Consider the following 16382-nt stretch of genomic DNA (forward strand, 5'->3'; position numbering starts at 1 on the left):
AATATTAAAACCCGCGCTGAGCGGGTTTTTTTGTAACTGGCACTTTTAAAAGAACATCATTCTTAATAATAATTTGGATAGCAATCGATTCATTATCGATATAAGGAAGCACCCATGAACGATCAAGTGATAATTTTTGACACGACCTTACGTGATGGCGAGCAAGCGTTGGCTGCAAGCTTAACGGTAAAAGAGAAATTACAGATCGCTTATGCACTTGAACGACTGGGTGTAGATGTTATTGAAGCGGGCTTTCCGGTGTCATCACCAGGCGACTTTGAGTCAGTACAAACCATCGCAAAAAATATTAAAGACAGCCGAATCTGTGCACTTTCTCGTGCTGTAGCGAAGGATATCGATGCCGCTGCAGAAGCGTTAAAAGTCGCTGAGCAGTTCCGTATTCACACCTTCATATCTACATCAACGGTTCACGTGCAAGATAAATTACGCCGTAGCTACGACGATGTTGTCGATATGGCAGTAAAAGCGGTAAAGCATGCGCGCAACTACACAGACGATGTTGAGTTCTCTTGTGAAGATGCCGGTCGTACACCTATCGACAACCTATGTCGTATGGTTGAAGCGGCAATCAACGCGGGCGCGAAAACCATCAACATTCCAGACACAGTGGGCTACACAGTACCTAACGAGTTTGGTGGCATTATCAAAACGCTATTTGATCGCGTTCCAAACATCGACCAAGCAATCATCTCTGTTCACTGTCACGATGACTTGGGCATGTCGGTTGCTAACTCAATCGCAGCGGTACAAGCAGGTGCTCGCCAAGTTGAAGGTACCATTAACGGCATTGGTGAACGCGCGGGTAACTGTTCTTTAGAAGAGATCGCAATGATCATCAAGACTCGTCAAGAGTTATTAGGTGTTCATACCGGCCTAGATCACCAAGAGATCCACCGTACCAGTAAATTGGTGAGCCAGCTTTGCCACATGCCGATTCAAGACAACAAAGCAATAGTTGGTGCTAACGCATTCAGTCACTCTTCAGGTATCCACCAAGATGGCATGCTAAAGAACAAGAACACTTACGAGATCATGACACCTGAGTCTATTGGCTTGAAAAACAAAGCATTGAACCTAACAAGCCGCAGTGGTCGTGCAGCCGTTAAGAGCCACATGGACGCAATGGGCTACAAAGACAATGAGTACAACCTAGATTCATTGTACGAAGACTTTTTGAAACTGGCTGACCGTAAAGGCCAAGTATTCGATTACGACCTAGAAGCACTAATGCACTTCGCAAATCTACGTGACGAAGATGACTTCTATAAACTTAACTACCTAAGCGTACAATCTGGTAGTGTTATGTCTACCACTAGCATCAAGCTGCAATGTGGTGATGAAGAGAAATGCGAAGCGGCTGTCGGTAACGGACCTGTTGATGCTTTATACCAATGTATCTACCGCTTAACGGGTTACGAAATTGCATTGGATAAATTCGACCTTACCGCGAAAGGTGAAGGCGAAGATGGCTTAGGCCAAGCTGATATTATTGCTAACTATAAAGGCCGTAAGTACCACGGTACGGGCGTTTCAACGGATATCGTTGAGGCCTCTGGTCAGGCGCTACTGCACGTTATTAATAGCATTCAACGCGCAGACACCATTGCTGAAATGAAACAGCAAAGAATCGCAACAGTTTAAACACCCAATAACAGAGCCCTAGAGCCGATGTTATTGGCTTTAGGGACAAAATTTAAAACGAGCGAAAGAGCTCAGTAACAAGAATTAAAGGATTAACATGACTGATAAATCATACAAGATTGCCGTACTACCTGGTGATGGCATTGGCCCAGAAGTAATGCAACAAGCGCATAAAGTGCTAGACGCGATCGAAAAGAAGCACGCGATTAGCTTTTCTCGCGAAGAGTATGATGTTGGTGGTATTGCAATTGATAACCACGGCTGTCCACTTCCAGAAGCAACAGTCACTGGCTGTGAAGAATCTGACGCAGTACTTTTTGGTTCTGTTGGCGGTCCTAAATGGGAACACCTTCCACCGAACGACCAACCAGAGCGTGGTGCCCTACTTCCTCTACGTAAACACTTCCAACTGTTCTGTAACCTACGTCCAGCTCAAATCCATAAAGGTCTAGAGTCTTTCTCGCCTTTGCGTGCTGACATCTCAGGTAACGGTTTCGACATCGTGGTAGTTCGTGAGCTAACAGGCGGCATCTACTTCGGCCAACCTAAAGGTCGTGAAGGCGAAGGCGCAACTGAGAAAGCTTTTGATACCGAGGTTTACCACCGTTACGAGATCGAACGTATTGCCAAGATTGCGTTTGAATCTGCACGTCTACGTAACAAAAACGTTTACTCAATCGATAAAGCAAACGTTCTGCAGAGCTCTATCTTATGGCGTGAAGTGGTTGAAGAAATCGCAAAAGATTACCCAGATGTCACGCTAAACCACATGTACATCGACAACGCGACCATGCAGCTAATCAAAGACCCATCTCAGTTTGACGTAATGCTATGTTCAAACATCTTTGGTGACATCATCTCTGATGAGTGCGCAATGATCACTGGCTCTATGGGTATGCTTCCTTCTGCAAGTTTAAATGAAAGCAACTTCGGTCTATATGAACCAGCAGGAGGCAGTGCACCAGACATCGCAGGTAAGAACATTGCAAACCCAGTCGCGCAAATCCTTTCTGCAGCCCTAATGCTTCGTTACAGCCTAGGCGAAGAAGCGGCAGCACAAGACATCGAAGCAGCGGTTTCTAAAGCACTTTCTGCAGGCGAGCTAACGGCAGACCTTGCTGGCAAAAACCAAGCGCTGACTACCTCTGAAATGGGTGACAAGATCGCTGAGTACATCTTAGCTTCATAAGCTAAAGGCTCCGATTAGAAGCAAGTACATAAGAATAATATCAAGCCAAGTCAGCGTAAACCGCATGACTTGGCTCGAAACAAACACTGGGACTGATGCTCCCAAGGAAGAAAAGCTATGTCGACAAACCAGCACGCAAAAACCTTATACGAAAAAGTTTATGACGCTCACGTTGCGGTTGCAGCGAAGGGCGAAACACCAATTCTTTATATCGATCGTCACTTAGTTCACGAAGTAACGTCACCTCAAGCATTTGATGGCTTGCGTGAGAAAGGCCGCAAAGTTCGCCAAGTTGGCAAGACTTTCGCGACCATGGATCACAACGTATCGACACAAACTAAAGACATCAACGCTTCTGGTGAGATGGCTCGTATCCAAATGGAAACGCTATCGAAGAACTGTGAAGAGTTTGGTGTCACGCTTTACGATCTAAACCACAAATACCAAGGTATTGTGCACGTAATGGGTCCTGAGCTAGGTATTACGCTACCGGGCATGACCATCGTATGTGGTGACTCGCACACGGCTACACACGGTGCATTTGGTTCACTAGCATTTGGTATCGGTACTTCAGAAGTGGAACACGTTCTAGCTACGCAAACGCTAAAACAAGCTCGCGCTAAAACCATGAAGATCGAAGTAAAAGGCAAGGTTACTCCTGGCATCACTGCAAAAGACATCGTGCTAGCGATCATCGGTAAAACAACGGCTGCTGGCGGTACTGGCTACGTAGTTGAATTCTGTGGTGAGGCAATTACCGACCTTACGATGGAAGGTCGTATGACAGTATGTAACATGGCAATCGAGCTTGGCGCTAAAGCAGGCTTAATCGCTCCAGATGCAACGACATACGAGTACATCAAAGGTCGCAAGTTCTCTCCAGAAGGCGAAGACCTAGAAGCAGCAATCGAATACTGGGATACGTTAAAAACCGATGCTGATGCAGAATTCGATGCAGTTGTTACATTAGAAGCGGCAGACATCAAACCACAAGTCACTTGGGGTACCAACCCAGGTCAGGTTATCTCAGTAGACACACCAATCCCTGCACCAGAAAGCTTCGCAGACCCTGTAGAAAAAGCATCAGCTGAAAAAGCGCTGGCTTACATGGGTCTTGAAGCCGGTAAATCTCTATCTGATTACAACGTAGATAAAGTGTTCGTGGGTTCTTGTACTAACTCTCGTATCGAAGACATGCGTGCAGCAGCAGCGGTAGCGAAAGGCCGTCAAGTAGCGAAACATGTTCAAGCGCTTATCGTTCCGGGTTCAGAGCAAGTTAAAGCACAAGCTGAGGCTGAAGGCCTAGATAAGATCTTCATCGAAGCAGGCTTTGAATGGCGTTTACCGGGTTGCTCTATGTGTCTTGCGATGAACAACGACCGTCTAGGTCCACAAGAGCGCTGTGCTTCTACATCAAACCGTAACTTTGAAGGTCGCCAAGGCCGTGATGGTCGTACGCACCTAGTTAGCCCAGCAATGGCAGCCGCAGCGGCTATCGCTGGTCACTTTGTCGATATTCGTGAACTTTAATTAGAGGATTTAACATGTCAGGTTTTCAACAACACACCGGATTAGTCGTTCCTCTAGATACGGCCAACATCGATACTGATGCGATCATTCCAAAGCAGTTTCTACAGAAAGTAAACCGCATCGGTTTTGGTAAGCACTTGTTCCACGATTGGCGCTTCCTAGACGATGCAGGCCAACAGCCAAACCCTGATTTTGTAATGAACGAAGCTCGCTACCAAGGCGCTTCAATTCTTTTAGCTCGTGAAAACTTCGGTTGTGGTTCATCTCGTGAACACGCACCGTGGGCGCTTGCCGATTACGGTATCCAAGTAATGATCGCACCAAGCTTTGCCGACATTTTCTACGGTAACTCGATCAACAACCAAATGGTGCCAGTTCGATTGACTGAGCAAGAAGTGGATGAGCTATTCCAATTCGTTGAAGCGAATGAAGGTGCAGAAATTACGGTTGATCTAGAAGCAATGAAAGTCAGCGCGAACGGCAAAGAGTACTCGTTTGAAATTGATGAGTTCCGTCGTCACTGCTTACTGAATGGTTTAGATAATATCGGCCTTACACTTCAACATGCCGATAAGATCTCAGAGTTTGAAGCTAAGATTCCTAGCTTCCTAAAATAATGAGACGTTTCTGAATAAATCTAAAGGTTGGCCAAGTGCCAACCTTTTTTATTTGGCTAAGCTTTTAACTTAACTTCATATGTTTATTTAAATGAAGAGCAATGAAAGAAAATGGTAAGCCTTAAGGTCTTAGTAGTCAGTCATCAGGAGAATGCCATGAAACAACTACTTTTTATTGTCAGCCTACTTTTCTCAACCTTAGCTTGGTCTGCGCCTAAATCCGATCTTTGGCCATACTGGAAGCAAAGCGACGAAACCAACCTAGAACAGGTATCTCATCAAGATTGGCAGCAATTCCTCGATAGCTACTTGGTTAAACAGGGGCAAAATACGTTAGTTAGCTATAAAGCGGTGAACACTGCCGATAAGACCAAACTTAAGCAATACATCAAGCAACTCGAACAGGTGAATCCGCTCAACTATTCAAAAGCGGAGCAGTATGCCTACTGGGTTAATCTATATAACGCCGTGACTGTCGATTTGATTCTTGATGCCTACCCGATCAAATCCATAACTAAACTTGGCGGACTATTTAGTTTCGGTCCGTGGGGAGATGATGTGGTAGTCGTTAATGGGAAATCACTGACACTCAATGACATTGAACACCGAATCCTAAGACCAATTTGGCAAGATCCTCGCACGCATTATGCAGTGAACTGTGCCAGCCTAGGTTGCCCTAACTTACAACCTGACGCTTTTACCTCTAAAAATACTGAAGCCTTGCTAGAGCAAGCTGCAACTGAGTTTGTAAGCAGTGACAAAGGCGTGATGGTTACAAACAATAAGCTTCAACTATCATCGATTTACGAATGGTTTGCTGTGGATTTTGGTACGAAGAAACAGCTTATTCAGCACTTAGAACAATATCGAATTGAAGCAGTAACCAATACTCAAAACATCAGTTATGAATACGATTGGTCGCTCAACCAAGCAAACTAGCTCTAAGGCTAAAGTTGATCACTAAAGTAAAAAAGAGGCTAGAGGTTTTTATTAACCTCTAGCCTCTTCTCAATTCTTTGACCGTATTTCTACAATTAAAAGCTTGAGCTCGGTTGCTGCAAGAACTCAATCTCTTCGGGAGTCGAAGCTCGCCCTAACACCTCATTACGGTGCGGATAGCGACCAAATCGCTCAATGATAACCTTGTGCTTAAACTCAAAGTCCAGATTATGCTCTAATCCCGTTTGAGAAAAGAGTTCCACGGCTTGTTCATGGACTAACAAAGATTCACTGTGCATATAAGGCATATACAGGAAGCTTTTCTGTTGCTCGTTAAGCTGGTGATCAAAACCACCCGCTACCGCCTCTTGGGCTAGAGCCAACGCCATCGGATCAGCAGAAAATGCTGTCGGACTTTTTCTACCAATATTTCGAGAAAACTGATCAAGTACGATAATCTCAGCCAATCGTCCTTGCGCAGTTTGGCGCCACTCAAATAGCTCGCCTTGAATGGCTGCTTTATGCAATTCAGAAAATCGAGACTCTATCAAAGTGTCAATCTCGGCGCCGCCAGTAAACCAATCTTTAGGCGTCAACTCATCGAACCAAAACTCTAGAACATCCTGATACGTTACCGTCATATAATTCCCTTTAATAAAAAACCGAGTAACTTTGTTATTACTCGGTTTAGTGTTCAATTACTTAAAACCTTTTACTTTCTTTATCAGGTCATAAGCATTCTGAATTTCTTGCGATTTCTCTTTCGCAACATTCATCATCTCAGGCGGTAAGCCCTTCGCCATCAGTTTATCTGGGTGATGTTCATTCATCAGCTTGCGGTAGGCTTTCTTCACCTCTTTACCGTCAGCACTTTCACTCACACCAAGAACCTTATATGCGTCGCCAAGTTGGTTCTGTTGCGAAGCCTGTTGCCAACCTGATGATTGCCCATGACCCTGATGGCCACCAAAGCTTCCACCTTGCTGTTGGAAACGGAACGCAGCTTCTTGCATCTGCAAGCGGCGTTCTAGTTGTGCTGCCGAAAACCCAAGCCCTTGCGCTATTTTATGCAGAACTTGACGTTCACTCGGGTGCAAACTTCCATCCGCAAATGCGGCAGATACCTGAAGCTCTAGAAAGAACTGCAGAAGATCAAAACGACCACCCGATGAGATTTTAACTCGCTCAAGTACGTCGTTCAGAGGGAAGTCGCTCTCTTTGCCGTCACGGAATGCATCTTGCGCTGCTTTACGCTGTTCGCCATGCAGGTTCATACGCTCCATCATGGTAGAAGCGAGTTGAATCTCTTCTGGCGTTACCTGCCCTTTCGCTTTAGCAACGTGCCCCATAACCGCAAAAGCGGATTTAAAAAACTCGTTCTGTCTTTCTGCTTGGCTTGGACCTCGACCAAAACCAGAGCTATTGAAGCCTGATTGGTTCAATCCGCGAGCTTTATCGAATTGGTGTCCTAAAAACAGACCAAAAACTAAACCGAGTGGCCCTCCAAATAAAAAGCCAAAAAACGCGCCCAAAATTTTGCCAAATATTTGCATTATGTGTTCTCTATCTATGAATTTTATCTGAGTAATGCTGTCTGATGATGCTGAATGCTATTATTTCCTTTATCATAAGGAAAATGCTTTATTAATTGGATTGATACTAGATCAACCCTTCATCTAGTGACACAGGATAGTTCAACTTCATGCAATCTTTTTCCCGCTCCTTGTTAGCCGCGTCTATAAGTACGGCGTTATACGTGTCGACAACTCAAGCTGAAACAATCACCGATAGTAGTGTGCAGGAAATGCCCTCTATAGATCAATGCTTGATCGAGCCCGCTGCAGAAAACGAGACACAGCTACCCGCTCACGTTGAGTCAGATCGCCTAGAAGCTATCAATGGTGACAAAGCAATATATTCAGGTGACGTAGTCGTTACGCAAGGGAACAAGACCATCCTTGCCGATAACGTAACCCTGCACCAACAAGAAAATATCGTTGTAGCTGAAGGCAACGTAAACTTTAGTGATGGTCAAATCAAATCTATCTCAGACAGAGCGACCAATAATCTGACTACAGATGAAATGACGCTTGAGAACACCGATTACGAATTCCTTTGCGAGCCCGGTCGCGGAGATGCTGTTTATATAGCAAAAACAGGTAAAGCGGTTTATGAGATTGAAGATGGCTCCATTACCTCTTGCCCTATCGGCGATAATGCTTGGCGCCTAAGAGCATCGAGCATCAGTGTCGACCAAGACGAAGAACAAGCCACTTTTTATAATCCACGTTTTGAAATCCAAAGTGTTCCCGTCTTTTACTTACCTTACTTAACAGTACCGGTGGGTGATACACGTAAAACCGGTTTCTTGTACCCAACAGTTTCGTATGGTTCAAGCGATGGTTTTGAAGCTGAAATTCCTGTTTATTGGAACTTAGCACCAGACTACGATTTGGAAACTACCTTCAAGTACATGCAAGAGCGTGGCACTCAACTCAACAGTAAATTCAGATATTTAAGCGATTTTGGTTCCGGTAGTATCGAGTCTGAATATTTACCAGACGATCAAAAGTACACTGATCTAGGCGATCGTTGGGGTTTCCAACTAGAACATTCAGGAATATTCCAACAATCTTGGTTATTCGAAATTGATTACTCTAAAGTCAGTGATATTGACTACTTTTCGGACATGAGCTCAAATATCGGTAACCGTGAAGATGGACAACTGCTTCAAGAAGGGCAAGCAACATACCGTTCTCAAAATTGGGATGCGTCTGTACTTGTTCGAGACTTCCAAGTTCTTACCACCAGCAATAACTTGCCTTATCGTCTAATGCCACAACTCGAGTACAATTACTATGCTCCAGAGGTAATGGATTACCTAGATTTTGACTTAATCAGTCATATATCAATGTTCGATACCGACGCATCAGGCAAACCATCAGCCACTCGTGTTCACGTTGAACCTGGTATTACAATCCCAGTAGGTAACACTTGGGGTACTTGGACAACAGAAGCTCGACTACTTGGTACTTACTATCAACAAGACCTTGATGGCGTTGATACCGGCGCAGGCTCTGATTATGAAGGCTTGGAAGAATCAGTAAGTCGAGTTATTCCAGAGTTTAGAAGCCACGCAGGTATCGTTCTTGAACGTGATACAAAAATTGTGGGCAATTACACTCAAACACTCGAACCTCAAGTTCAGTATCTTTACGTACCAGAAGAAGATCAAAGTGACATTGGTCTTTACGATACGACACTACTGCAGACCGATTACTATGGTCTATTTAGAAGCCGTAAATATAGCGGTGTTGATCGTATCGCATCTGCGAATCAAATTAGTTATGGTGCATCATCTCGTTTCTTCGATGATGAGTATAAAGAGCGTTTGAATATTTCTTTTGGTCAGATTTTTTATATCGATAAAGATACAAAACAGACTTTAGACAACGACGACTCTGATAACAAAACTAATTATTCGTCTTGGGCTATAGAAATGGACTTCAACTACGATGATTACCTTTTCTACCATGGCGGTGTGCAATACGACATTGATTCATCTTCGATGCAACTTGCTAACAGTACCATTGAGTACCGTTTTGCCGGCGGCTATATACAAACCAACTACCGCTATGTAACAGAAGAGTACATAAATGAAACTGTAGATTTTGACGTATCATCCATAACTAGAGATGGTATCTCACAAGCAGGCTTACTTGGTGCTTACCAGATTTCGCGGAAGTGGAATGCCAGTGCTCAATATTTCTATGATTTAACCACACAAGAAAATCTAGAATGGTTGGCTAGCTTGAACTATAAATCGGATTGTTGGTATATCGGATTTACGTATAGTAACCAGCTGACAAATAACATTAGTGATCCAAATGTCACGCCTGAATATGAAAATAACTTTGGTGTGAATTTCGGTATTATCGGCTTTGGTACTAACTTAGGCTCTGATTCAGGCGCTGTTGGGGATAGCAGTTCTGATAACTCATTGAGCTACGGTCGCCCATTCTTCTTAAACAACTAATTTTCTTTACTGATAAGAAATCAGTAAATTTAAAGGATTACACATGACATTGTGGAAACGCACATTAATTGCTATTGCAGCGACTTGTACTTTATCAACAAGCTTTGCAGCACCGGTTGAGCTAGACAGCGTAAAAGTTATCGTTAACGAAGGCGTTATCTTACAAAGCGACATCGATGCTTCGATGAAGACACTGCGTGCCAACGCAAAAAAAAGCGGTCAAACACTGCCATCGCAAGATGTGCTCAATGAGCAAGTACTAGAAAAACTGATCATCGATACTATTCAAACTCAAGAAGCAGAACGTATCGGTGTTCGTATTGATGATGCTCGACTTGATCAAGCAATTGAAGGTATCGCTAAAGACAACAACCAAACGGTAGAACAACTTACCGCATCGGTTGCTGAAGAAGGCCTTAGCTACAATGCATTTCGAGAGCAAGTAAGAAAAGAAATTGCGGCAAGTGAGGCTCGCAATGCTCTAGTTCGCCGTCGTATTAACATCCTTCCTGCAGAGGTCGATAACCTAGCGGATATCTTAGCGCAAGAGACTAACGCAACCGTTCAATACAAGATTGGACACATTCAACTTCGCTTCAATGATGACCAAACCAAAGAAGAGTTAGAAGCTCAAGCTACTGAACTGGTTGAAGAACTGAACTCAGGCAAAGATTTCAGCACCATGGCATATACTTACTCTAAGGGTCCTAAAGCGCTGCAAGGTGGTGATTGGGGTTGGATGCGTAAAGAAGAGATGCCAACCATTTTTGCTGACCAGATCAAAATGCAAAATAAAGGCAGCATCATCGGTCCTTTCCGTAGCGGTGTAGGTTTCCACATTCTAAAAATTGAAGATGTGAAAGGCTTAGAAACCGTAGCAGTAACGGAAGTGAATGCTCGTCATATCTTGATTAAGCCAACCGTAATCTTGAGTGACGATGGCGCGAAAGAACAACTTGAAGAGATCACGCGCCGCGTAAACACAGGTGAAGCGAGCTTTGGCGACCTTGCACAGCAATACAGCCAAGATCCAGGTTCTGCAGTACAAGATGGTGAGCTAGGCTACCAAACACCAGATTTGTATGTACCAGAATTCAAACACCAAGTAGAAACGCTACCAGAAGGCAAAATCAGTGCGCCATTCAAAACCGTACACGGTTGGCACATTGTTGAAGTACTAGACCGTCGCGAAGTCGACCGTACCGATTCAGCTTTGAAAAACAAAGCTTACCAAATTCTATTTAACCGTAAATTCAACGAAGAAGCTGGTGCTTGGCTACAAGAAGTAAGAGCAAGTGCCTTTGTTGAGATGGTTGAGGACGACCAAGATGACAACAACTAAACGTATTGTCATAACCGCAGGTGAACCAGCAGGGATAGGCCCAGATTTAACTTTGGCTCTATCTCAAGAAAGTTGGCCTCATCAACTCGTGGTTTGTGCTGATAAAACACTGCTATCCGAGCGAGCTAAAATTCTTGGTATCGAAGTCGATCTTCTGGACTACGATGCAAATGCAGCTAAGCAACCGCAACGCGCTGGCACACTGGTAGTGAAACACGTTCCACTTGCTGAAACGGCAGTTGCAGGTCAACTCAATGAGGCTAATGGTCATTACGTATTAAATACTTTAGAAACCGCAGCAATTGGCTGTATGAATGATGAATTTGATGCTATTGTCACCGGCCCCGTTCACAAGGGTGTAATTAACCGAGCTGGCGTTGCTTTTAGCGGCCATACCGAGTTCTTTGCAGAGAAGTCCAATACACCACTGGTGGTGATGATGTTGGCAACTGAAGGGCTGCGTGTTGCGCTAGTAACAACGCACATCCCACTAGCTTATGTATCTCAAGCTGTGACCGAAGACAGATTAGAGCAAATTATTGCTATTCTAAATAAAGACTTGGTTGAAAAATTTGCTATTGAGAAACCAACTATCTATGTGTGTGGCTTGAATCCACATGCTGGTGAAGATGGTTGTTTAGGGCGTGAAGAGATTGAAACTATCACCCCGACGCTAGAAAAAATTCGCCAAAAAGATGGCATCAATTTAGTTGGCCCATTGCCAGCAGACACCATCTTTAATGAAAAATATTTGCAAGATGCAGATGCTGTTTTAGGTATGTATCACGACCAAGTACTCCCGGTATTGAAATACAAAGGGTTTGGTCGCTCAGTGAACATCACGCTTGGCTTACCGTTTATTCGCACATCAGTCGACCACGGTACCGCCTTAGACTTGGCAGGGAAAGGCCAAGCCGATACAGGGAGCTTTAGAACAGCGCTCACGCACGCCATTGAATTAGTAGAGAAAAAGCAATGAGAAATGATGTCCACTTAGGGCACAAAGCGCGTAAACGTTTTGGTCAAAACTTCCTTAACGATCCATACATTATTGATGGCATCGTATCGAGTATTAACCCACTACCAGGTCAAAACTTGGTAGAGATCGGTCCTGGTCTAGGCGCAATTACTGAGCCTGTGGGTAAGCTTGTCGATAAATTTACTGTTATCGAATTGGATAGAGACCTTGCAGAACGTCTTCGTAACCATCCAGATCTTGCGGACAAGCTAACGATCCGTGAAGGCGATGCGATGAAGTTCGATTTCCAAGAACTGGTTAAGCCAAACAATAAGCTACGCATCTTTGGTAACTTGCCATATAACATCTCTACACCATTGATGTTCCACCTTTTTGAATTCCATAAAGACGTGCAAGACATGCACTTTATGCTTCAAAAAGAAGTGGTTAACCGTCTAGCTGCTGGCCCTGGCAGTAAAGCTTACGGTCGTCTTACTGTAATGGCTCAATACTACTGTAAAGTAACGCCTGTGTTAGAAGTTCCACCAACGGCCTTCGTTCCGCCACCGAAAGTAGACTCAGCAGTCGTGCGCCTACAGCCATACGAAGTGCTGCCTTATCCGGCAAAAGATCTGAAATGGCTAGATCGCGTATGTCGTGAAGGCTTTAACCAACGTCGTAAAACAGTTCGTAACTGCTACAAGAGCTTAATCGATAAGGAAGTGCTTGAAGAGCTAGGTATCAACCCAAGCATGCGTCCTGAGAACTTAACGCTCGAGCAGTTTGTCGACATGGCAAACTGGTTGTACGACAGTCATAACGCTGACAAATAAATAAAAAAGGCTCCTACACTTCGGTTAGGAGCCTTTTTTATGTAATACTTTAATTACATTAAGTATATCAACAACAAAAGGTGCGAATATGGATATATCTACGCCTTGTATCAAATGCCAGGTTCACTCTAAGTACATAGAAGAACAATCTGAGCCAACGAAGAATCGTTATGTCTTCGCCTACATTATTACCATCAAAAATCTAAGTAAAACAACGGTGCAACTTATGTCTCGCCGCTGGTTAATTACCGACTCTAACGGCAAGCAGCTCACCATTGAGGGTGATGGTGTAGTTGGCCAACAACCCGTGATTGAAGCCAACGACGAGTACACCTACACAAGTGGTACGGTCATCGAAACCCCTGTTGGCGTTATGCAAGGTCACTATGTGATGACCGATAACAAGGGCATTGATTTTATTACCGAAGTTGACCCATTCAGACTCGCAATCCCTAATATTCTTAATTAGCCGTACATCCGTATCTACAGGAAATTATTGTGTCGAATTATATTGTCGGAGACATCCAAGGGTGCTTCGACGAACTTCAATTACTGCTTGAAAAAATTAACTTTGATAAACACCAAGATACTTTATGGGTCGCTGGAGACTTAGTTGCTCGAGGCCCTAAATCATTGGAGACGCTACGCTTTATTCGTAGCCTTGGTGACGCAGCTAAGGTTGTATTAGGCAACCACGACTTACATCTTTTGGCGGTGTCCTTAGGGCTATTTCCAGCGAAACCAAAAGATAAGACTCTAGCGATTCTTGATGCTGAAGATCGTGAACTGCTACTCGAATGGTTAAGACAACAGCCTTTGCTGCAGGAACATCCAGAGTTCGTGATGTGCCATGCGGGTATCTCGCCGCAGTGGAACCTAGAAAGAGCACGCATTGAAAATCGAGAGATCGTATCCTTGCTGAAGTCGGACAGATGGCAATGGCTAATCGAAAACATGTACAGCAACACGCCTGATTTATGGCATCAAGATTTACATGATATTGAGCGCTATCGCTATGCGATCAATAGCCTGACAAGAATGCGCTTCTGTTTTGAAGATGGCCGACTCGACATGGCATGTAAGCTACCACCGAATGAAATTACCGATGAACCATTAGTGCCGTGGTTTGACCTTCCTCAACGCATAAAGCTTGATAAAACCGTTGTTTTTGGACACTGGGCTGCGCTTGAAGGCTATAACGGAAAAGACGTAATTGGACTCGATACTGGGTGCGTCTGGGGAGGAGAATTAACGATTCTTCGCTGGGAAGACAAACAGTTTTTCACTCAGAAAGCGCTATAAAAATACGAGATACGAGATACGAGATACGAGATACGAGATACGAGATACGAGAAGCTTGCGCTACTGGTGCAGTAACGCAAGCATTTTTCAGAGACTAGCTATTGATAGCCACAGTTAACGCTCGAGAATCACAAACTCCATGTTGTGTTTGTTTTTCTCGTCAGCTTGATAGCTCTCGTTAAAGCTCTGCTTCCAACCTTCACCCCAGTCAGGAAATTGTGTATCTCCATCGACGGCGAAATCGATGTAAGTCAGATACAACTTGTCCGCTTTAGGTAAGCAGCTCTCATAAATAGAGCCGCCACCAATGATCATCACCTCTTCAACATCACTGAGTAGCTCTAGAGCCTGTTCAATAGAAGTTACCGTCGTTACACCTTCAATCTTTAAACTCTCATCACGGCTGATTACGACATTCAACCGACCCGGCAAAGGGCGTCCAATAGAATCGTAGGTCTTACGTCCCATCACGACTGGTTTACCCATAGTCGAGCGTTTAAACCATGCAAAATCCGCAGGTAAATGCCAAGGCATCTGATTGTCTTTACCAATTATACGGTTGTTTGCCATTGCCGCTATCATGCTGATGATCATAAATCGAAAGTCCTGTCCCTAAAAAGAAAATTAACGCTAAACGATAGGTCTACGGCGATAGAATAACAGCCCTGGCACAGCTAAGCCAACCGCCAACCCTGCGATAATGAACATCGATTTTAAAAAGTTCTCCATCAACATTGCCAACAACTCAGGCGTGTAGCCTGCCCTGTTAATCTCCACCATCGCAATCATCGCCTTGAAGGCGAACACACCTGGCACCATAGGAATTAGAGCTGCAACCGTAAACACCTTCGGATGTGCTAACAGTTTATGTGACCAATGAACCCCTATCATACCAACCACGGTTGCGGCGAAGAACGTCGCCCATTCGATTGGAATACCAAAGTGCATCATCAGATACCGGCTACCATGACCGATAGAACCACCGAGTGCACAATAAATTAAAGCTCGTTGCGGAACGTTAAACACCAATGCAAACCCAACCGCAGGAATAGCGGCGAAAAACATATCGTTGAGCAGACCTAAAAACAGTTCGAAAATACTCATTAGCTTGCCCACCCCCAAACATCTGATAGACTCATCGCCGCGACAATGCCCAAGCTCGTCGCCAGAGTTAATAAGCTGGCCATGGTAAAGCGCGCTAACCCCATATTAATATGGCCTTTAAGCATATCAGCGACGGAGTTAATCAGAGGAAAACCAGGTACTAACATTAATACAGATGAAGCCATCACGATCGTGGGTTGGCCGCCAATATTGTAAAGTACGGCTTGAGCTGAAATGGTCGTGGTAACGAATGCTGTGATAGCAAAGTTTAATAGCGGATTGAAATGGCGGTGCCCAATCTCTTGCCTGACGATCATACCGCAAGCTGAAGCAATAAAAGTCATCATGAAGACTTGCCAGTCTCCGCCCGCAAGGTGGCTAAAAGAGGCGCACGACAACCCTATCATCACAACCACTAACCAACGGTTGTAGCGCTCGGGGCTGATGTTTTGAATCTTTTTATACGCCAAATCATAATCGAGAATTCCCTTCTCCATCATGATGCAAATGCGTTGAATGTCGGTGATAACCTGCATGTTAATGCCACGATCAGCACAACTTCGAGTAGTGGTAATACAGTGATCATCCATTACGGTAGTTACAACAAGCGCATTGGCTGACAGTGCGACTTCAACCTCATTCACCCCACAAGCAATACCGATGCGACGCATGATATCGCCGACCAGTGTGCTCTCTGCCCCGTGCGCCAATAACATTTGTCCTGATTGAGCGACGAGTCTTGAGATCGCTCTTTGCTTTGATGCCATGATTTCCTTCCCATAGGCGTTAATTATCTAAAGATAAATTTTGCATAAAAAACAGTAAGACGTCATGATTTAGATACAAAAAAACCGCAATTTTCATTGCGGT

Annotated in this window: 16 protein-coding genes; 11 read left to right on the forward strand and 5 right to left on the reverse strand. The window is 44.3% G+C overall.

Translation table 11 applies throughout. The features are described from left to right. Positions 1-114 precede the first annotated feature (114 nt). The 5 genes from leuA (at position 115) to AB4249_RS04595 (ending at position 5937) form a co-directional block, all read left to right on the forward strand. Positions 115-1662 (forward strand): 2-isopropylmalate synthase, encoded by a 1548-nt coding sequence (gene leuA, locus AB4249_RS04575; RefSeq protein WP_017066940.1) that lies wholly within the window; start codon positions 115-117, stop codon positions 1660-1662. Between the two features lie 97 nt (positions 1663-1759). Beyond that, positions 1760-2851 (forward strand): 3-isopropylmalate dehydrogenase, encoded by a 1092-nt coding sequence (gene leuB, locus AB4249_RS04580; RefSeq protein ID WP_017061390.1) that lies wholly within the window; start codon positions 1760-1762, stop codon positions 2849-2851. 117 nt (positions 2852-2968) lie between these two features. After that, positions 2969-4381 carry a 3-isopropylmalate dehydratase large subunit gene (leuC, locus tag AB4249_RS04585; RefSeq protein WP_017062936.1) on the forward strand — a complete coding sequence of 471 codons (1413 nt, stop codon included), beginning with the start codon at positions 2969-2971 and terminating at the stop codon, positions 4379-4381. Between the two features lie 14 nt (positions 4382-4395). Beyond that, positions 4396-4998, forward strand: coding sequence for a 3-isopropylmalate dehydratase small subunit (leuD, locus tag AB4249_RS04590; RefSeq protein WP_017062937.1), 603 nt, complete (start codon positions 4396-4398; stop codon positions 4996-4998). Between the two features lie 156 nt (positions 4999-5154). Continuing rightward, positions 5155-5937 (forward strand): DUF547 domain-containing protein, encoded by a 783-nt coding sequence (locus AB4249_RS04595; protein ID WP_017061387.1) that lies wholly within the window; start codon positions 5155-5157, stop codon positions 5935-5937. A 95-nt stretch (positions 5938-6032) separates the two neighbouring features. On the opposite strand, the gene AB4249_RS04600 is transcribed toward AB4249_RS04595, so the two are convergent. Both AB4249_RS04600 and djlA read right to left on the reverse strand, forming a co-directional pair. Then, the gene (locus AB4249_RS04600) at positions 6033-6578 is read right to left on the reverse strand and encodes a DUF924 family protein (protein WP_017066942.1); all 546 of its coding nucleotides are present in this window, start codon (positions 6576-6578) and stop codon (positions 6033-6035) included. 57 nt (positions 6579-6635) lie between these two features. Then, positions 6636-7490, reverse strand: a complete 855-nt coding sequence (djlA, locus tag AB4249_RS04605; RefSeq protein WP_017061385.1) for a co-chaperone DjlA — start codon at positions 7488-7490, stop codon at positions 6636-6638. A gap of 149 nt (positions 7491-7639) precedes the next feature. On the opposite strand from djlA, the gene lptD reads away from it, so the two are divergent. The 6 genes from lptD to AB4249_RS04635 all read left to right on the forward strand — a co-directional run bounded on the left by lptD (position 7640) and on the right by AB4249_RS04635 (position 14408). Further along, the gene (lptD, locus tag AB4249_RS04610; RefSeq protein WP_372102391.1) at positions 7640-9973 is read left to right on the forward strand and encodes an LPS assembly protein LptD; all 2334 of its coding nucleotides are present in this window, start codon (positions 7640-7642) and stop codon (positions 9971-9973) included. Between the two features lie 43 nt (positions 9974-10016). Further along, positions 10017-11315, forward strand: coding sequence for a peptidylprolyl isomerase SurA (gene surA, locus AB4249_RS04615; protein WP_065584690.1), 1299 nt, complete (start codon positions 10017-10019; stop codon positions 11313-11315). Next, on the forward strand, positions 11302-12294 hold the full coding sequence (pdxA, locus tag AB4249_RS04620) for a 4-hydroxythreonine-4-phosphate dehydrogenase PdxA (protein ID WP_017062941.1): 993 nt from the start codon (positions 11302-11304) through the stop codon (positions 12292-12294). Before surA ends, pdxA begins: the two co-directional genes overlap by 14 nt. After that, positions 12291-13106, forward strand: coding sequence for a 16S rRNA (adenine(1518)-N(6)/adenine(1519)-N(6))-dimethyltransferase RsmA (gene rsmA, locus AB4249_RS04625; RefSeq protein ID WP_017062942.1), 816 nt, complete (start codon positions 12291-12293; stop codon positions 13104-13106). The genes pdxA and rsmA overlap by 4 nt, the downstream gene beginning before the upstream one ends. 88 nt (positions 13107-13194) lie before the next feature. Further along, entirely contained in the window at positions 13195-13575 is a 381-nt protein-coding gene (gene apaG, locus AB4249_RS04630; RefSeq protein ID WP_004735899.1) for a Co2+/Mg2+ efflux protein ApaG, read from the forward strand. A gap of 29 nt (positions 13576-13604) precedes the next feature. Then, complete coding sequence (locus tag AB4249_RS04635) at positions 13605-14408, forward strand: symmetrical bis(5'-nucleosyl)-tetraphosphatase (protein ID WP_371724391.1); 804 nt, start codon at positions 13605-13607, stop codon at positions 14406-14408. A gap of 114 nt (positions 14409-14522) precedes the next feature. On the opposite strand, the gene folA is transcribed toward AB4249_RS04635, so the two are convergent. The 3 genes from folA to AB4249_RS04650 are packed head-to-tail and all read right to left on the reverse strand — an operon-like array spanning position 14523 to position 16279. Beyond that, the gene (gene folA, locus AB4249_RS04640; RefSeq protein WP_017062944.1) at positions 14523-15002 is read right to left on the reverse strand and encodes a type 3 dihydrofolate reductase; all 480 of its coding nucleotides are present in this window, start codon (positions 15000-15002) and stop codon (positions 14523-14525) included. A gap of 36 nt (positions 15003-15038) precedes the next feature. Beyond that, positions 15039-15512, reverse strand: a complete 474-nt coding sequence (locus AB4249_RS04645; protein ID WP_017062945.1) for a threonine/serine exporter family protein — start codon at positions 15510-15512, stop codon at positions 15039-15041. Further along, positions 15512-16279: a threonine/serine exporter ThrE family protein gene (locus tag AB4249_RS04650; RefSeq protein WP_017061378.1), complete on the reverse strand. Its 768-nt coding sequence runs from the start codon at positions 16277-16279 to the stop codon at positions 15512-15514. Before AB4249_RS04650 ends, AB4249_RS04645 begins: the two co-directional genes overlap by 1 nt. Positions 16280-16382 lie beyond the last annotated feature (103 nt).

The sequence above is a fragment of the Vibrio sp. 10N.261.55.F4 genome, assembly GCF_041470465.1.
GTDB classification, from domain to species: Bacteria; Pseudomonadota; Gammaproteobacteria; order Enterobacterales; family Vibrionaceae; genus Vibrio; species Vibrio crassostreae_C.